This window comes from Lacrimispora sanguinis, from assembly GCF_044987295.1.
In the GTDB taxonomy this organism is placed as follows: Bacteria; Bacillota; Clostridia; order Lachnospirales; family Lachnospiraceae; genus Lacrimispora; species Lacrimispora celerecrescens_B.
In genome coordinates this window covers 5,281,098-5,299,003 of sequence record NZ_CP173277.1, presented here as the reverse complement: position 1 = coordinate 5,299,003, position 17,906 = coordinate 5,281,098, and the positions used below count along the sequence as shown (strand labels likewise).

Sequence of the window (17,906 nt, the reverse complement as noted above, 5' to 3'; positions counted from 1 at the left end):
GCATTTCTCTTAAGTATATGAAAATCAGACATACATCTATTATGCCGTAGGCATTATAGCACAAATAATGGAAACGAACAACCAACCGTCAATGCGGGAAATTCAATAATGAGAGAGCTTTATTTATTCTCCTTCATAATAAGTACAAACAACTCGACAATCGTTGGGTCATATTTTTGTCCGGAACCATTTAAAATGGCTTGCAGGGCTTTTTCTTTACCCGCTTCCCGGTTATTTTCCCGGTTTAAAATTCTCTCATACCCTTCTGCAACAGATAAAATACGGGAAATAAGCGGGATCTCCTCCCCCTTTAAGCCCTTGGGATATCCGGAACCATCCCAGCATTCGTGATGTCCGTACACACCGTTGGCAAGGTCCAGTGTTTCCTGGGACAGATTCAGTATGCGGTATCCGATGGCCGGATGCTGTCTCATCATCTCATGCTCTGCTTCCGTCAGTTGATCATGGGGCTTTTCAAGAACCGACTCACTTAAGGTGATCTTACCGATATCGTGGAGGTATGCCCCGTCCCGCAGTTTCTTAATTTCTGTTTCGGGAAGCCCCATGGCCAGGCCAATCCTTTCGCACAGCTTGCTTACTTCTTCTGAGTGCTTTTTCTCCCATGGGCTTTTCATATGGAGAGAAGTGATAATGCCGTTAATTGCATGAATTCCAAAGTTTATGGAAGAAATGCTCTTCTCCTTATACATCTCGTTCTCTGCTGTTTCCAGTATCCGATCAATCTTCTGCCAGTGCTTGGCCTTTGTTCCAATTCCCACCGCAACGCTGCATGACACCATGTTTACCTTCTCCACTGCGACCTGATTTTTTATCCTCCCAGCAATGGAATCCGCCTCTTCCCTGGACGTGCGGGGAAGCAGCACCGTAAATTCATCACCGCCGATTCGTGCGGCAACATCCCCTTCCCGACAGTTCATCTTTAAGACCTGGGCAACCTTAACAATGAATTCATCTCCGGCCGTATGCCCAAAGGTATCATTGATGAGTTTTAAGCCGTTTAAATCCAGAAAAATCAAGGAAACCGGTTGGTTCAGCTGCGTGTCTGCTCTCTTCATTTCCTGCTCAAAACGCCTGCGGTTTACCAATCCGGTAAGAGGATCATGATAGCTTAAAAAGCGGATCTTCTCCTCTCCCTTCTTTCGTTCGGTAATATCAGAAAAGGTTATGACATACCCAACATGCTTTCCTTCCCTTAATTGGGGCAGGGCGCGGTACTCCGCATCAAAGCAGGTACCGTCAGCCCGCCTAAGCACACCGGTTCTTTCCCCTCCATTTTTTTCAGGACTAAGAAAATCGGCAAAAAAATGCATATCGTTCCCCAGCAATTCCTCTGGCTTTGTATAACCCAGAAGACGAAGACAACTTTTGTTGCAGAATGTGAATCTTCCGTTTAAATCCGTACCAAATATAGCTTCAGCCGTGGTATCCAGTATAAGATGAAGCTGGGACTGACTCTCTCTTAATATCTCATTAGCCTTATTTAACTCCTTGGTCCGCATTTCAACAATAAATTCCAGGTGCTTGACCATATCAAGCAGATTATCCGCCAGGCGGTTAAATACATTGGATATTCTTCCTATTTCATCATTCCTTACAATCTCCACTCTTTGCTCTAAATTTCCTGCAGAAATGTTCTCCGCAATGGACAGCAAGCCATTAATCGGTTTATAGAGCCTTCGAATGATCAAGAAAAAAATAGTTATGGAAAGAGCACCTGCAATAACAGCAAGTTCCGCCGATACCCCAATATTCCGGTTTAGTTCCGCAGCCAAAAGACTTCCTGGAATCATAGAAATAATGACCCAGTCTAGGCCTGTTTTCCGGTATTCCTTTACATTCGCATACCAGTCCGTGTCTCCCGCCTTCCATAAGAATTCTGTCTTCTGGGATTTAAGATACTTCTCGTAACTGTCCTTCCAGACTGGAATAGAAAGGTCATCAATCGTATTTCTTTTCAGTGATCCGTCACCAGCTGCGGTATAATTATCCTCCCCCATGGAATTTGCAATTAAATACCGGGTGTCTTTCTCCATGACGGATACATAGCCCTTGAAACCAGCTCCCTCGTTTTTCAGATAAGCACCAATATCGGAGAGCAGCATATGGGTCCCTAAAATCCCCTTAAGCATACCTTCCTCATCATATATCGGACATGAAACAGACACTGCCAGGTCATTAACGATGAAATCTCTGTATACTGGCGAAAAAACAGACTTCTTCTCTTTTTCAGCAGCCTGATACCAGTCCTGCTGCCTGGGATCAAAAGTGCCCGCACTTTGTAACAACGCTCCTGCCGTCAAATCCTCATTAACAGCGCAGCGCCAGCTTTCTCCGCCAGTTTCATCATTATTCTTTATGAGTTCAAGTTCTCCCTTGTTATTTCTGAGAGCCCCATAATATTCTCCATCAACCGATGCATATGTAAAACTGTAAATCTCCTTCTCATAAGATTCTAAAATGCCAATAAAAAAAGAGTTGCGGCTCTTTTCGTTCAAAAAATCAATGGATTTATTTTCAATCAGATTTTTCCCTAGTTCATTTGCTATAACTGGAACTCTTAAAAATGAATTCATCTTTTCAATCACATCTTGATTCATCTTTTCAGACATTCCGGCAGTCTCTCTGGTTATGGAAGATTGCCAATTGTTCAAAACAAGTTTTTCAATAGTCACCAGGGACAAAAGGAACAGACAGATAAATGTGACGATCGTCACATTTTGAATTGACATGCTTTTTCGTGGTCTTCGTAATCTCATCTTCCTGATCGCTTCGGTTAAACGTACCCTTTCCTGCATGGCTCATTCCTATATTACTTACCGGCTGGCCCCGCATAAAATAAGTATAACTATTTCTTTTATAAAGTTCAACCTGAAAATATTTGCGTTAAAATGATCCTAATCCCTCATAATGTACTATAAAAGATTAGGATTGTTTCATTCAGTCGATTAATCAAAAAATAATTTTGATAGTTAACAGAAGATAGAGATCTAAAGAATCTCCTGTATGCCTAACATAAACCGCAGTAAAAGAAAATCTTTATCCCGGTGCGCAAAAGGATTTCTGCATCCACCTTGGACTTTTCAAAAAGAGTTACTTTGCTTCACCAATCTTTTTTATAGTATCTTCAAGAACAGCTTGTCTTAAAGATTTTAAATAATCAGAGAATGCAACCTTATCATCTGCGTAAGTTAAGTTGAGCTCAAATTCTTTCGGAATCCATGTAGACAAGTCGGACATATTGTGCTGAATCAATGCTTCAAGGCCATCAATGGCTTTATAAACTTGAGCTTCAACTGTTTTACGCTCTTCCATTTCCTCATAAAGTTCTCGCATTTCTACTTCATATTCCTTCGGTAAGGAACGTACCCAGCTATATAGCAAATTTTTTTCGGTCTGCTCATGGTCCTGGTTCTTTTCAAAAGTAGGAATGTCTCCAGTAAAACATTCTCCCAAGTCGTGAATAATGCACATTCTGATGACTTTATCCATATCAGCTTCCGGGAATTCTTCCCTCATAAAGAAAGCCATCAAGGTCATCATCCAACTATGTTCTGCAACACTTTCGTGTCTGCCATTGGAAGTATAGCAATGGCGAGTTGTATCTTTCAGCTTTTCAGCGACTAATAATGCATCCAATAATTTTCTTGCTTCCATGTTCATTCCCCCTATAAATTCTTATTTTCTAAAATAAGGAAGTAGCGTGAATTCGGTTTTATTCTCAATAGAGAATAAGGTTAGGTTATTCGCAATTATTCATGATCCGGCATATTTTCATAGTGAGATTTTAACTGCTCTATCCAATTTTTTAGTGTTTCCGCTAATGAAAGTTGTTGCTCTAAAACACTTTTTCCTATCATTGGACTATTTGGTTTTGCAATCCTATTTTTATCCAAAGTTTCTGTTAAATTCAATATATTTGTTTCAATTTGACCCAGACACTTTAATTTCATTTCTAAAGGCACACTGTCTAAATTAACAATGACAGCGTTGAGGTCTAAAAAAATATTAATCGTTTTATCAGACATCTTTTCCATCAATTCCAAAAAGTGACGCTCGCCTTTTTCTGTTAATTGATAAACAGCTTTTTCGGGCATTTTTCCTTCTTTGGTAATGGAACCATGAAGATACCCCTTTTCCTCTAATTGAATGACTTTTTTATAGATAGAGGGAACGCTGACCCTAACCCATCGGGAGATATTCCGACTTTCTAATTCCTTTTGAATATCATAAGCTCCTTGCGGTTGCTGTTTCACCAAACCTAATACGATTAAATCAATGGTTGACATACTTTGCACTCCTTTACATAGCTATAATTTATATTAGTATAAATTATAATCTCTCCATTGACAACTACTATAAATTATAGTACACTAAATTACAGCAAAAAATTAATAAGGAGATGAGGGGAATGAGCATTTATGAAAAAAATCCCGGATCAAGTATGGGAACAGAGCCAGTGAAAAATCTGATATTCAAATTGGGCGTTCCAATTATGATTGGAATGGTCTTTACCGCTTTAGACAACATAGGCGATGCCTTGTTTGTAAGTGGGTTAGGCGTGAGCGAGCTGTCTGCCATTCTGATCTGTTCGCCGCTTGGACAGGCTATTGTCGCATTAGGATTGTTATTTGGCAATGGAGCCGGAGCCTATATCCCAAGACTGTTAGGTGCAAAAGATATGGATAAGGCAAATAAGGTCGCCTCGACTGCTCTATATGGAAGCTTGTTGTTGGGAGTCATAGCAACAACCATAATCTTTATAAATCTGGAAGCTATTTTAAGAGCATTGGGTGCAAGAAACGAAAATATCGGTTTTGCAATGTCTTATGCCAGAGTCTATGTTCCATCACTACTTCTCAATATCTTTATCGTCACAATGAACAGCTTGAGTTCCAGCGAAGGGCGAGCCAAATTGGTAATGGCAGTAAATGTCCTAACTGCTATTTTGAATTTTATACTAAATCCGCTTTGCATTTACACCCTCAAAATGGGAATTGCAGGAGCGGCCTATGCAACTGTAATTGCCCAAGGCCTTGCAACATTGGTGCTGCTTTTCAATATCTTCTTTCAAAAAAGCGTGTTCCATTTTAAGGTTTCAAGTATCAGTATCAAAAAGGAAACCTTATCTCCAGTATTCAAAGTTGGGGTTTCCACGTTGATTTTTCAACTACTAACAAGTTTGGCTACATGGTATACAAATAAACAAGCTGCGCACTTCGGGGAAACAACAATCGCCGCTTTGGGAACAACGATGCGAATATTTACGATTGGAACATTGCTTGTATTCGGCTTTTCGAAAGGGTTCCAAGCGATTGCGGGATTTAACTTCGGAGCGAAGAAAATTGACAGGGTAAGAGAATGTGTACGTGTTTCTATAAAAATCACAACGGTTTTCTGTTTTTGTTTTTCTGTGATATGCGCCATTTTTTCAAAAAATATTATTGGTATTTTTGCAGCTGGAAATCAAGAAGTTATCACGATTGGTATGAGGGCTATATTGTTTCAAAGCGTCTCCTTTATATTTTTCGGGTTCTATACAATTTACTCCCCATTATTACTTTCATTGGGTAAGGTAAAAGAGGGATTTGTGCTTGGATTATGCAGACAAGGAATATGTCTGTTCCCCATGTTGCGTATTCTGCCAAGTATTTGGGGGCGTACTGGAATTTTAATTTCCCAGCCTATTGCAGATATTTTATCTGTTCTGATAACATTCGTTTTTATCAATATAACCGCAAGGTTTCTAAAGGAAACTGAAAACAAAATAGCATTAGAGAGAATTTCACAGAATTAGTATCGGACCAATTCGGCACAAAATTGTACGTAACGGAATAAAACATTGGGTTTTATCCAGCCGGGTATTTTTTATAGGGACAAGCCCTGCCACCTCAGGACATTTTGTCCAGAAACGCTGCTTGGTTAACCCGGCTGTTGATCCCCACCTAGCTCCATATGACTTTACGTGCTATCTACTCTTTCATTTGCTTTATATTTACTAATTTGTATTCTCCTCTTACTGCCGCATTGGAAAACTTTTGCTTTCAATTACTGTAAAATGTGCTATTATAAAACTAAACTATATAAGGAGGCACTATGACACACTATATAATTGTAAAATTTCTAGATACCGTTTCTAATAAAGAAGAATTAATCAGCCAAATTGATGTTCTGTTTTCACATGCAACTGAGATACCTGGAATCCAACATGTCCAGACGTTTTCATCTTGCATTGACAGGGCAAACCGCTATGATTTAATGATAAAAATGGTTTTTGAACCGGAGATTCTGAATGTATGGGATTCATCAGAGCTTCACAAAAAATGGAAGGATGATTTCGGTAAATACCTTGCAGCCAAGACTATTTTTGATTGCTGATAAATACGATCTATGTATATTTTATCATTAAATACTAGTTACCGGCCAAAACCAGAAGTGCGATCAATTTCAGTTTATTGTTTAAAGAAAAACAAGACCACTAACTAATTAACAAAGTTAGTGGTCTTGTATGTTTTAGCGAATGAATACCCACAATAATTTTATCAATATTGTACTTTTAATATCTGCATATAAATAATCGTGCTAATTGCCTTTAAAATTTCAGATTTACTTTTTTAAATTTTAATACTTTTATTACCACCATTTTATATTGCTTTGCTATTATACTTATAATATTGGAGGTTACAAATGAAAACTAAATTAACTAATTCAATAGCTAAGGGACATGTAGGTTACGGTGCAGGTCCTGGCATTATTGAGCGCCTTGAATATGAGTGCCCATGCGGGAAAGGTAAAATCTTAGAAGAGCACGATATCATTCCAGGTTTCGAAGAACATGTTGTTAATATTTATTGTAACGAGTGTTGCGATAAGTATGAACTTAACACTGACCTTGGTGTCCACAGTTGGAATATAAATAAAAAAGGTTACACTTTTGGTTAAATTAAGTAAGTATTCATCTGGGCCCTTTATCAGGAATTGTTTTTGTCTTTCTTCTTTTCCATCACACGAATACACCGCTTCATGCAATTCTCGATAGAGTATCAATCCAAGCCCATGGGCACAGACCTTTTGGCATTTCACCCTCACCTTCCTAGAGGAATTCATCACCAAATTCCATAAGAGGACAAGGCCCAACTTCTTTTCCTTCAAGTAAGAATTAGTCCGCAAAATCCGGATAAAACTCTTTTCGCATAACACCTATTTTTACTTTTTTCACCTTATCCCCTCCGTAAAGATCTTTTGAGTGTCTATTATAATATTATTAATCTCACTCCAACAATCATTTCTCCCTTTACTTGGGGGGATACTAATTAGCCTTTTTATGGATACAATTTTTCTGTCTTCCTGACCAACTAAAGTAATTTTAATAACATGAAAAGGGCAATTCATAACAATAACCATACTTATATGTAATTATTAGATAAAATAAACTTGAAGAGAAAGTAGGTATATATTTATATTCATGTGCTTTTTTTTCAGTTACAACCTTATACTACTGGCAGGCTTCCCCAAATCTTGCCAGTAGGCCCTCCTTATACAACCTTTAATGATCTTCATGAATACCCCCTCTCTTTCCATAATTGCTTTCTTCTAAGTATTTCTAAAGAGAAAAACAAGACGGGGAAAATATCGCATGTTTACATATACTCACAAAAATGCGGGGTGCAGGGACATTTCCATGAAGATCACACTTGAATTTCACCTTTACCAAGAACCAAACAACCAATCAGAAATCCTTTTACCTGAGTCAAATAATGATCTTTTATTTTTCCTTAAAGACTTTTCTGCAATTCATATTAAAAACAGGAAATGTGCATCGTTTGATTATGACCTTTTCATTTTCTATTCTTTAAGCCCCTGAATTTAATATAATAGAAAGAGCAATCTCAGTTTTGTGGATTTACTACAATAAAAACTACCGGCTTAATACTGAAAGTTAGTAGTTCCCTTTACATATTCAATTTATTGGATTTGTATTACGTTCACTAGGTAATACTCATTTCGAATTCTATCTCATGTTTTAATAGAATTCCACCATCACCAATCAAGGGAATTGAAGGTTTTATTTTTCTTGAAATATCCATGGCATTACGATATAAGTGAGCCATATCGAATCCGCGTTTTTGATAAAAGCCAATTGCTTTTACGTTGTCATTCGTAGTGACTACAATTACTTTTTTACAATCTGCTTCCTTGGCTATAAAAATCACCTTATTTATCAAAGTAGTTCCTATGCCTTTTCCTTCGATAAGGCTATCTAAGGATATTATCTCACAGACCTTATCGCGAATGGCATAGGTAAGAAGACCAACAATATTATCATTTTCCAATACAACTATACCATCCACTTTTGTCATATCAATTATGGTGCCACGAATTATCATTTCAGTTGAAAACCAATGCTTAACGATAAAGCAATTAATTCGTGCTCTGTTTTGCGTATCAATCTTTACATATTCCGTAAATATCACCCCCTGACAATAGTAATCTCTTTTCAATGTACGTTGCTCCATTAAATATTAATTTAAATTAATCTATAGGATGTAAATACGTCACTCCCTTGCCTGTTTTTATAGCGTATTCAATTTCTGATCTTGTACTATCGCCAATATAACCATCTACATTGATGACAAAAATTTCATCCGCCATGTCGATTTTACGCTTATGCATATCATCAAGCATTTTCTTGGTTCCTTCCGTCCATTCATCGTCTTCGGAATCTCCAAATAGCCCAACTGAAATCACGATATATCCATCTAAGGTTAATGTTTTTTGTACATTCATAAAATAATCTTTAAATCTTGTGCTTCCACATAAAGTAACTACTCTGTATTTACCAATCATATTGACCCTTTCTGCTATTCAGCAATATTAATTTTACTGACTATTTTCTGGCAACAAAAAACTATTAACTTCAATACAGATTGTTGATAGTTCTGGTTGGATATTTATCAACTTAAGATGTTGTTTATTCGTCAAACAAGTAGATACCCTCACAATTTCCCACTTATCGTTACATTCAATAAATAACTTTTATGAGTAGTATACAACCATACTTACTATCTATCAATATTAAGCTTCCAAGGTACAGGAATACATTAAATCTTAATTTTCATAAGGTTTCTTTCTTTCGTGAATCCTCGTTTTTTGGAGTAACTCATTCCCTTTGGGATACAAAAAAACACCAGCTTAATACTAATAGTTATTATTCTTCTTTACATAATTATTTTATTGACATTGCATTATGCGGATAAATTTACACATATTTATTTTCTTCAAGTAATACCCAAGGAATATTTGCGGATATTTCCAACTGCAAAGCAGGAGCAGGAAAATTATCCTCAAGTAAATCACACTCTTTTTGAAAGGAAATATGAAAATTATCTGCTACTCGAAACGCTTGCTCTTCTTCCCAATGAGAAGTTAAAGGACTATTAGGTACCCATGCACTTTTGCCAGCTAACAAGGTTCCGCAAAGATGATAAAAACCCCCATAAAACAAGGTTCCATCAGAATTGCTGCAGTTCACATAGACTTCGCTTACTTTTCTCATATCTACTCCCAAGTTAGAAAATAATCCTGTTATCTCTGATGGAATCGCCATAATAGCGTTTTCAAAGTTACGGCAACCACTACAAGAACAACTCTCGCTTACAAGAGGAGCATTTTCATAGAACAATCTCGTTTTATCTACATCAATATCTACTTGATACTGTCCAAACTCAAAAAACATATTTCACCTCATATATAAATCATTTTCACGAACAGTATACTCCCCCACTTACTAACTATCAATATTAAGTTTTTAATGTACATTAATTCTGTAAATATAAACATTTCATAATATGTTCCTTCCTGCTCCATTGAGCTAAATCCTTAACCTTTTGTATATTATTTTTTGTTCTGCAGACACTACTAAAAAGCGAAAGGAGAATCAATTTTGAATAGTAAAGATATATCTTCCAACAAACAGGGCAGTGTTACAGACAATAATGCCAGTAATAAAAATGTTACCCATACAGATCATCGTTCGAAAACAGCATCAAATAGCGATTATATTGATCCATTTTATACTCCTCCGGGTGAAGGCCCTAAACCTAGAATTACATCCAATTAGGCATTATCCGGTGACGCAAGGGAGGTTTAAATCTCCCTTGTATTCTTTGCATCACTTTTCCAGTGGTATCCGTATCTAAAAATCTTAAACCGGGTGGTGTCAGCAGCTACCTTTCCCCATTGCCTACTAGTGGCTCCAAATTCAAGCGATATGATTCTCCTCAAAAGTAATTTGATAAATCTCTTCCTCTCCACTTTCATCCTCCGAAATATAAAGAAGATTAATGCTCATCAAAACCACAGATAAAATGAACGTTCCTCGTTTCCCCTTCCAGGTTCCATTCTCCTACTCCTCCAGATGGCAAAAAAATATATTCCTCATCCGCTCCCTCTACTTTCCATGACTTAGAAATTAGCTTTGTCATTCTGTCATCTTTTTCTAAAATAACTTTAAGCTATTTTTATTGTCCCTCTCTACATGCACTGTTTCAAATGTTATAGACTCTCTAACCTCAGCTGTAGTACAGCCTGTTAAACCTATCATCATGCTGAAACTAACGAGATGTATTATCCGTTTTTTCATAACTTTACCAGTATTCAACTTACACTCTCCCTTTTAGCTAAACTTTGATATTATTTTATTTTTACTTATTTTCGTATCATTCTTTGTGATAATGTACTGTTCCATAATACCGACTTGGAATTTGATCTTCTTCGATTTTTTATTAGCTAATCTTGTACGATGTACTAGCCGGTATAAATTAACAGACCTGTACAATCGGACATATTCTATGGGTATAAAGAATTAAAATTCTTTATACTGTTTCCATATATAAGCAAATAATTATAGAGGGGAAATTCCATATGAATAAATATATAGAGTCTAATGATGATCATTGTTCTATTTGTCGTCGTTGTTGTCGCTTAATAGGGCCCACTGGGCCTACGGGACCTAGGGGATGTCAAGGATTCAGAGGCTGCCCAGGAGCTACTGGGCCTACGGGACCTAGGGGCGCAACCGGACCTACTGGGCCTACGGGACCTAGGGGCGCAACCGGGCCTACTGGGCCTACGGGACCTAGGGGCGCAACCGGACCTACTGGGCCTACGGGACCCACAGGCGCTACCGGACCTACTGGGCCTACGGGACTCACAGGCGCTACCGGGCCCACGGGACTTACCGGTGCTACTGGGCCTACCGGGCCTATTGGTGCTACAGGGCCTACTGGACCTACCGGGCCTATTGGCTTAGCAGGGCCCACGGGACCCACCGGCGCTACTGGGCCTACCGGACCTATTGGCGTAGCAGGACCTACCGGCCCTACAGGACCTATTGGCTTAGCAGGGCCCACGGGACCTACTGGACCTACCGGCGCTACTGGGCCTACTGGTCCTATTGGCGTAGCAGGACCTACTGGACCTACTGGACCTATTGGCGTAGCAGGGCCCACTGGACCTACTGGCGCTACTGGGCCGATCGGACCTACTGGAACTACAGGCGCTACTGGGCCTACTGGACCTATTGGCGTAGCAGGACCTACCGGACCTACCGGACCTACTGGGCCGATTGGCTTGGCAGGGCCCACGGGACCTACTGGACCTACTGGCGCTACTGGGCCTACTGGACCTATTGGCGTAGCAGGACCTACCGGACCTACTGGGCCTATTGGCTTAGCAGGGCCCACGGGACCTACTGGACCTACCGGGCCTATTGGCTTAGCAGGGCCCACGGGACCTACTGGACCTACCGGGCCTATTGGCTTAGCAGGGCCCACGGGACCTACTGGACCTACCGGGCCTATTGGCTTAGCAGGGCCCACGGGACCTACTGGACCTACTGGCGCTACTGGGCCTACTGGACCTATTGGCGTAGCAGGACCTACCGGACCTACTGGGCCTATTGGCTTAGCAGGGCCCACGGGACCTACTGGACCTACTGGGCCTATTGGCTTAGCAGGGCCCACGGGACCTACTGGACCTACCGGCGATACTGGGCCGATCGGACCTATTGGCGTAGCAGGACCCACGGGACCTACCGGACCTACTGGATCTACTGGACCTATTGGCGTAGCAGGGCCTACGGGACCTACCGGACCTACTGGGCCTATTGGCTTAGCAGGGCCTACGGGACCTACCGGACCTGCTGGTGTCAAGTCAGGACTAAAAAATATTTATCCTTATTGGCACCTTTTCAATCTATCCATTCATATTTGTTTGATTGAAAGTTCTGCTTTACTATGGTAAACTTACTTTATATATCTACCGTGTAAAACTTTTGTGAAACGGTAGCATGGGAAATTAACGCTCGGTGAGCAAGTTTATATAATGTGCGAGGTGGTGCAATAAATGTTTAATGAAATTTGTATCTATGAGGCAAAGATTGAAAAGCAAGAGGAAATTGAGCAACTTATGAAAGAGGTTGCCGCCTTTTATATGGAGCAGGATGGTGTTATTGAAGTTAGATATATCAAACGCACCCACCGCCAAACAGATTTTAATGCCGTTAAAGAAGGGGCATTGCCTGTTCGCCTCACACGCAATGTAGGCAAAGTCACTTATGTTTTACATTGGACTGTTAGAGATGAAGAAACTCACGCAAGGGTGTCAAAGTTAGGGTTAGAGCATTTTTACAAGCGGTGGAACAGATTCTTAACCACTATGCCAAAAATTATTTTGGGTGAAAACATTGTGTAAGGGTATGAGCACATCCTCTGTTAGTGTTTAACTTCACCTACACAATAAAATCCGACTTATCACGAAATTGAGCCGTTGCATCTAACTTGACGCAACGGCTCTTGCTTTGTCTACATGCCAAGAATAGTCCAAGCGTTCCTCGGAACGCTCTTTTTATTATCTGTTTCCATCTATGCACACTCCTTTTTTGACATACTGGACAAGCCTCATATACTCATCTATATGGTTCCACACAATTTCAATCGCTTCACTTCCGTAGATATAGATGCTGTCGATTAGTTCATCTGCCATTTCTTTTGAAAGCTCCGTAATTCCCTCATATCGTTTGAAGCTCTCAATAATGGAAACCGGCTGTCCGTTTTCCTGATAGCGACTTTGCAATGTCGTTTCAAGTTCAACGATTTGGGATTCTGTTTCCGCAATCTGCTTGCCAATATCGGCTTTTCGGCTTATGTAGCTGTCCCTGTCCAAAGTCCCATCCTTGTATTTTTCATATGCCTTAACTTTAGATGCTCTCAGTTTGGAAAGGATGGATTGTAACTGCCTGATCTGCTCTGTCAGGGCAGTCATATCTTGATGGCTTTGCGTTTTCACTCTGTCCAAAAGCCGTGCCATATCAAGCATGACCTCCATCTGCGTATGTATCACAGATAAAACAGTCTGTATCAAGCCGCTTTCGGAAATCCTGTCTTTGGTGCAGTCGCTGTTGGCTACATACTGGTGGCTTTCACAGAAATAATATGCAGTCGCTGGAGTGCTGTTGCTTCTTCGCATAACGTGCCGACAAACCCCACATTTCACTTTACCCATCAGTGGTCTGATCTCGGTCGGTTCTGTCCTTATCCTCGTAGGGGCAGAGAAACGCTCCTGAACCGAAGCAAATAATTCTTCCGAAACAATGGCTTCATGGGTGTTGGGTACGACAATCCACTCACTTTTGGGGATGCGTTTCCCGTGCTTACTCCCGACAAAAGGGCTGCGATTTTTACCGTTTACCATTTTCCCGGTGTAGCGTTCGTCACGGATAATGGTCAGGATGGTCGTATTATGCCAGTGATTTGTATTTCCAACAACATTGTATTTACGGTCACAGCCCATAAGCCGCTTATAGCCATATGGTGTCGGGATATTCTCTGCATTTAGGATGGCGGCAATCCGGACTGCATTTTTGCCCTCATCCGCCATGGCAAAGATACGCCTGACAACGGCGGCAGCCTTTTCATCAATTACAAGTTTCTTGCGGTTTTCCGATGATTTCGCATAGCCATAAGGGGCATGGCTGCCGATGAATTCGCCTTTCTCCATGCGGGTTTTCTTTGCACTCCGCACCTTTTGCGAAAGGTCTTTACTGTAAAGAGAATAAATCAAGTTTCTGAAACCCACATCAAGCCCACCGGTCGTACCGTCAAAGTCATTGCTGTCAAAGCGGTCATTGACGGAGATAAAACGTACCCCTAAAAAGGGAAATATCTGCTCCAAATAATCTCCAATGTCAATGTAGTTTCTTCCGAAACGGGACAGGTCTTTTACGATGATACACTGTATGTTTCCCGCACGCACTTCATCCAGCAGGGCTTTCACGCCCGGACGGTCAAAATTTGTACCGCTGTAACCATCGTCGCAAAACTCAACCACTTCATACTGTGAGAGGTCAGGGGAGCTTTCCACAAAGGCGTTCAGAAGCTCCCGCTGGTTTCTGATACTGTTGCTTTCACCCTCGTTCTCGTCCTCTTGGGATAACCGGATATACTTGGCAAGAATTTTCTTGATACTCACGAAACCCTCACCTCACTCTCCGCCTCAATAAAGCCGAGCAAACTTTCAAACTCATCCCGATACCGAAAGCAGATGGATACGCTTTGATCGCTGAATATTTCCACCCGTTCTATCAACTCGGAAATCATTTCTCCCGTTATGGCTTTGTTCTTCTTAAATTTTTTCAAGGCTACCAGCCATGGATTTTGAGGTGTCAGCATGGTATCAATCCGGTGCTTTTGCATGGACAACTCATCAAGTCGGCGCCGTAAGGCATTTACATCTTTCTCGTACTTGGCTTTTGTAAAGAGATATTCTGCTTCATCAAGCAGCTTTTCCTGATAGTCCTCATACAAGGAGCTTCTGAGCATGGACAGTCTGGACAGTTTCTTTTCCGTTTCGGAAATCTCTGTGTCCACCTCACTCTGCTGCTGGCAGAAGCCTTCCTTTGCATTGAGCTTAGACACCATTCGGTCTATATCAACGGCCAGGTCAATCTGCTTGCGGATAGCCGTATAAAGAATAGAGAGCAAATCCGGTTCGTCCATACGCTTTTTGATACAGTCATTCTTGGCAATATCCTCGTATGTGGCACAGCTAAAGTAATAGAGTGCCGAACCGTTTGATTTGGGCATTTTACGCCATTTCATGCTCCGTTTGCAATCACCGCAGAACACAAGCCCTTTCAAGATATTTGACCGCCCGGGTTTCACTTCTTTTCTCTCGCCGGACTCCCGTTCCTGTTTGATTTGCCGTATAGCCAAAAAGGTTTCTTCATCAATCAAGGGTTCATGGGTGTTCTTGATTTCCACCCACTGATCCTGCGGCAGCTCCACACTGCCACCCTTGCCCCATAGGTCAGATTTTGTTTTTCCCTGCACCATATGTCCGAGATAAACCGGGTTGATTAAAATTCTGCGGACGGCACTTTTGTACCAATACCGCATATTGGCATAACGCTCACTTTTTAAGATGCCCTTTTCATAGCGATACTGGCTTGGGGAGGGAATGCCCAGCTCATTGAGCTTTTGAACGATACGCATATCACCCATGCCGTCCACTGCCCACTTAAAAATATCCCTGACAATCGGTGCGGTTTCCTCGTCAATTACCAATCTGCCGTTATCCGCCTTTTGATAGCCGTAGGCTGCGACACAGCCGGTAAATTCCCCTCTACTTCTCTTGACTGCAAGCCCGGATTTTATCTTTTTTGATATATCCCTGGCGTACACATCATGGATCAGGTTTTTCAGAGGAACGGCATACCCTTCATCCTGACTGCTGGCATTCAGACTGTCATATCCATCGTTCACGGAGATAAAGCGAACATGAAAGAATGGCAGTATTTTTTCAAGATAAGTTCCGGTTTCAATGTAGTTTCTGCCGAAACGGGACAGGTCTTTGACCACAATGCAGTTGATTTTTCCACCCTTGATGGCGTCCATCATTTCATTAAAGCCGGGACGGTCGAAGTTCGTTCCTGTCTGATTGACATCCTTAAAAACAGATATGAGTTTCAGGTACGGCCTTTCAGCGATATAGCGTTCCAACATGGAGATTTGATTGCCGATGGAATCACTTTCTTTTTTTCGCTCATCTTCCTCCGACAGCCGCCCGTAAACACAGGTGTTCCATATCGTTTCAAGGGGAACCTGGGCAAAATTATCTATTTGTTTTCTGCTTGTTCTCGCCATCTTACACCACCCCCTTTATGGGAATGGGTGAAGCTGATGCAATTAGGTCTTTTGCGTTCTCGACAAAGAACAAAGTTCTTTCATATTCATACTGATAACGGAATCGAATTTCCACCCGGCTGCCGGAATAGATATTGACCCACTCAATCAGGGAAACAACTACCTTTCGGGACAACTCAGTGATGTTCCGATTCTTCTTAAAGGCTTCGATCCATACGCTGTTTGCTCCCTTACCCGCAAGGATCAGGGCAATATCCTGTTTCAGCCGTTCGGCAGCTTTCTCCGCTTCCTCACATTTTTTTCCGTATATGACCTTAAATTCCCGGTACTCATCTGCATCAATGACACCGCTTTTCAAGTCCTCATAGATAGACACTTTGAGGTTTTTATACTTTTTGATTTCCTCCTGTTTCATCAGCAGTTGAGTATCAATTTTTCGGATTTCCTCCTGTTGCATAGGAAGGGTGTCGATATAACGGAGAATCCGTTCAATGTCAAGAATAGAAGCAATGTGATTTTGAAGTGCTTGCAGGACCGCCTTCTCCAATACCTTTTCACTGATGCAGTGGGTGGTGCAGCCGTCCCCAGCCTTATTCTTTGAGCAATAATAATAGGCATACTTCTTTCCGCCTGCGGGTACAGTCTTTCGCACCATACCGCTTTTGCAGTCAGCACAAAATAGCAGGCAGGAAAACGGATAGACAGCTTCTCCATCTGGAGCGATACGGGTGTCCTGTGCCAGCACACGGTTTACTGTGTCAAAAACTTCTTGAGGGATAATAGGCTCATGGGTGTTTTCCACCCGAACCCATTTATCTTCCGGTTTCATAAACCGTTGCTTAATTTTATAGTTTGGAGTGCTTTCTTTACCCTGCACAAGATGCCCTGCATAAATAGGGTTTTTCAAAATACGGCCAACCGCCACAGCCGTCCATTTTGCCTTGGGGTTTACCTGAAAGCTGGTGGCAAAGTTAAGTCCTAAAAAGCGTTTATATTCCATGGGGGATGGCTCGCTGATCTCATTCAGCCTGTCGGCTATCCCTTGCTGGCTGAGTCCATCCAGCTTCCATGCAAAAATATCCCGCACAATCTTTGCGGCATAGGAGTCTATCACCAGCTTGTTTTTGTTCTCTGCTGATTTCATGTAGCCGTAAACGGCAAAGGAACCGATAAATTCGCCATTTTTACGCTTTACATCAAGCTGACTCCTAATTTTAACGGAGATGTCCCTGCAATACGCATCGTTAACAAGGTTCTTAAAAGGAATGATAATATCGTCTGACGGTGATTTTTCCTTTGCACTGTCGTAACCGTCGTTGATGGCAATGAAACGCACACCTAAAAACGGAAAAATCCGTTCAATGTATCGTCCTGCTTCGATGTAGTTTCTGCCGAAACGGGACAGGTCTTTGACTATGATGCAGTTGATCCGCCCAGCTCTTACATCCTCCATCATCAAATTAAAGGCAGGACGATTAAAGTCAACACCACTAAATCCGTCATCTATTCTTTCGGAACAGAGGCGGATTTCGGGCATTGACTTCACAAAATTGGTTATTAAATCTCTTTGATTAGAAATGCTGTCGCTTTCTGTTTTATCGCCATCCTCTTTGGACAGACGCAAATAGTCCACAGCATTATAGATTGTTATTTCCTTATTTAATGGCATAACGAAACCTCCCGATT

At 41.2% G+C, this 17,906-nt stretch carries 16 protein-coding genes and 1 pseudogene; 6 read left to right on the top strand and 11 right to left on the bottom strand.

The window, feature by feature from the left end; all coding sequences use genetic code 11:
• Positions 1–119: 119 nt before the first annotated feature.
• The 3 genes from ACHZES_RS24755 to ACHZES_RS24745 form a co-directional block, all read right to left on the bottom strand.
• Entirely contained in the window at positions 120–2,750 is a 2,631-nt protein-coding gene (locus ACHZES_RS24755) for a diguanylate cyclase domain-containing protein (protein ID WP_404820294.1), read from the bottom strand.
• 361 nt (positions 2,751–3,111) lie between these two features.
• Positions 3,112–3,675, bottom strand: coding sequence for an HD family hydrolase (locus ACHZES_RS24750; RefSeq protein WP_154520987.1), 564 nt, complete (start codon positions 3,673–3,675; stop codon positions 3,112–3,114).
• Positions 3,676–3,770: 95 nt separating this feature from the next.
• Positions 3,771–4,307, bottom strand: a complete 537-nt coding sequence (locus tag ACHZES_RS24745; protein ID WP_154520988.1) for a PadR family transcriptional regulator — start codon at positions 4,305–4,307, stop codon at positions 3,771–3,773.
• A gap of 122 nt (positions 4,308–4,429) precedes the next feature.
• On the opposite strand from ACHZES_RS24745, the gene ACHZES_RS24740 reads away from it, so the two are divergent.
• From ACHZES_RS24740 to ACHZES_RS24730, 3 genes are all read left to right on the top strand, one after another.
• The gene (locus ACHZES_RS24740; protein WP_395547445.1) at positions 4,430–5,815 is read left to right on the top strand and encodes an MATE family efflux transporter; all 1,386 of its coding nucleotides are present in this window, start codon (positions 4,430–4,432) and stop codon (positions 5,813–5,815) included.
• A gap of 299 nt (positions 5,816–6,114) precedes the next feature.
• Positions 6,115–6,396 (top strand): hypothetical protein, encoded by a 282-nt coding sequence (locus tag ACHZES_RS24735; RefSeq protein ID WP_154520989.1) that lies wholly within the window; start codon positions 6,115–6,117, stop codon positions 6,394–6,396.
• A 309-nt stretch (positions 6,397–6,705) separates the two neighbouring features.
• Complete coding sequence (locus ACHZES_RS24730; protein WP_154520990.1) at positions 6,706–6,960, top strand: hypothetical protein; 255 nt, start codon at positions 6,706–6,708, stop codon at positions 6,958–6,960.
• A 1,046-nt stretch (positions 6,961–8,006) separates the two neighbouring features.
• Here ACHZES_RS24730 and ACHZES_RS24725 read toward each other — a convergent pair.
• From ACHZES_RS24725 to ACHZES_RS24715, 3 genes are all read right to left on the bottom strand, one after another.
• Positions 8,007–8,519 (bottom strand): GNAT family N-acetyltransferase, encoded by a 513-nt coding sequence (locus ACHZES_RS24725; RefSeq protein ID WP_286173266.1) that lies wholly within the window; start codon positions 8,517–8,519, stop codon positions 8,007–8,009.
• A gap of 31 nt (positions 8,520–8,550) precedes the next feature.
• Entirely contained in the window at positions 8,551–8,865 is a 315-nt protein-coding gene (locus tag ACHZES_RS24720; RefSeq protein ID WP_038280398.1) for a hypothetical protein, read from the bottom strand.
• A gap of 412 nt (positions 8,866–9,277) precedes the next feature.
• The gene (locus ACHZES_RS24715; RefSeq protein ID WP_154520992.1) at positions 9,278–9,754 is read right to left on the bottom strand and encodes a hypothetical protein; all 477 of its coding nucleotides are present in this window, start codon (positions 9,752–9,754) and stop codon (positions 9,278–9,280) included.
• A 207-nt stretch (positions 9,755–9,961) separates the two neighbouring features.
• Here ACHZES_RS24715 and ACHZES_RS24710 point away from each other — a divergent pair, with 207 nt between their 5' ends.
• A complete protein-coding gene (locus tag ACHZES_RS24710; RefSeq protein WP_154520993.1) occupies positions 9,962–10,138 on the top strand; it encodes a hypothetical protein in 177 nt (58 codons plus the stop codon).
• Between the two features lie 26 nt (positions 10,139–10,164).
• Here ACHZES_RS24710 and ACHZES_RS24705 read toward each other — a convergent pair whose 3' ends face one another.
• On the bottom strand, positions 10,165–10,332 hold the full coding sequence (locus ACHZES_RS24705; protein WP_395547446.1) for a hypothetical protein: 168 nt from the start codon (positions 10,330–10,332) through the stop codon (positions 10,165–10,167).
• Positions 10,333–10,358: 26 nt separating this feature from the next.
• Entirely contained in the window at positions 10,359–10,502 is a 144-nt protein-coding gene (locus tag ACHZES_RS24700) for a hypothetical protein (protein ID WP_154520994.1), read from the bottom strand.
• 439 nt (positions 10,503–10,941) lie between these two features.
• On the opposite strand from ACHZES_RS24700, the pseudogene ACHZES_RS24695 reads away from it, so the two are divergent.
• A pseudogene (locus ACHZES_RS24695) lies at positions 10,942–12,225 on the top strand (collagen-like protein); the annotation flags it as partial.
• A 198-nt stretch (positions 12,226–12,423) separates the two neighbouring features.
• Complete coding sequence (locus ACHZES_RS24690; RefSeq protein WP_395547448.1) at positions 12,424–12,771, top strand: hypothetical protein; 348 nt, start codon at positions 12,424–12,426, stop codon at positions 12,769–12,771.
• 156 nt (positions 12,772–12,927) lie between these two features.
• Here the strand turns inward: ACHZES_RS24690 and ACHZES_RS24685 are convergent, their stop codons facing one another.
• From ACHZES_RS24685 to ACHZES_RS24675, 3 genes are read right to left on the bottom strand one after another with little or no spacing between them, the layout of a single operon-like run.
• Positions 12,928–14,547 (bottom strand): recombinase family protein, encoded by a 1,620-nt coding sequence (locus tag ACHZES_RS24685; protein WP_342758928.1) that lies wholly within the window; start codon positions 14,545–14,547, stop codon positions 12,928–12,930.
• Positions 14,544–16,220 (bottom strand): recombinase family protein, encoded by a 1,677-nt coding sequence (locus ACHZES_RS24680; protein ID WP_395547449.1) that lies wholly within the window; start codon positions 16,218–16,220, stop codon positions 14,544–14,546. Before ACHZES_RS24680 ends, ACHZES_RS24685 begins: the two co-directional genes overlap by 4 nt.
• 1 nt (position 16,221) lies before the next feature.
• Positions 16,222–17,889, bottom strand: coding sequence for a recombinase family protein (locus ACHZES_RS24675; RefSeq protein ID WP_395547450.1), 1,668 nt, complete (start codon positions 17,887–17,889; stop codon positions 16,222–16,224).
• Positions 17,890–17,906: the final 17 nt, after the last annotated feature.

Bases quoted from the DNA above. Each gene is read 5' to 3' on its own strand.
- ACHZES_RS24755 (WP_404820294.1), bottom strand. From the start codon at position 2,750: ATGTCAATTCAAAATGTGACGATCGTCACATTTATCTGTCTGTTCCTT.
- ACHZES_RS24750 (WP_154520987.1), bottom strand. From the start codon at position 3,675: ATGGAAGCAAGAAAATTATTGGATGCATTATTAGTCGCTGAAAAGCTG.
- ACHZES_RS24745 (WP_154520988.1), bottom strand. From the start codon at position 4,307: ATGTCAACCATTGATTTAATCGTATTAGGTTTGGTGAAACAGCAACCG.
- ACHZES_RS24740 (WP_395547445.1), top strand. From the start codon at position 4,430: ATGAGCATTTATGAAAAAAATCCCGGATCAAGTATGGGAACAGAGCCA.
- ACHZES_RS24735 (WP_154520989.1), top strand. From the start codon at position 6,115: ATGACACACTATATAATTGTAAAATTTCTAGATACCGTTTCTAATAAA.
- ACHZES_RS24730 (WP_154520990.1), top strand. From the start codon at position 6,706: ATGAAAACTAAATTAACTAATTCAATAGCTAAGGGACATGTAGGTTAC.
- ACHZES_RS24720 (WP_038280398.1), bottom strand. From the start codon at position 8,865: ATGATTGGTAAATACAGAGTAGTTACTTTATGTGGAAGCACAAGATTT.
- ACHZES_RS24715 (WP_154520992.1), bottom strand. From the start codon at position 9,754: ATGTTTTTTGAGTTTGGACAGTATCAAGTAGATATTGATGTAGATAAA.
- ACHZES_RS24700 (WP_154520994.1), bottom strand. From the start codon at position 10,502: ATGACAAAGCTAATTTCTAAGTCATGGAAAGTAGAGGGAGCGGATGAG.
- ACHZES_RS24690 (WP_395547448.1), top strand. From the start codon at position 12,424: ATGTTTAATGAAATTTGTATCTATGAGGCAAAGATTGAAAAGCAAGAG.
- ACHZES_RS24680 (WP_395547449.1), bottom strand. From the start codon at position 16,220: ATGGCGAGAACAAGCAGAAAACAAATAGATAATTTTGCCCAGGTTCCC.
- ACHZES_RS24675 (WP_395547450.1), bottom strand. From the start codon at position 17,889: ATGCCATTAAATAAGGAAATAACAATCTATAATGCTGTGGACTATTTG.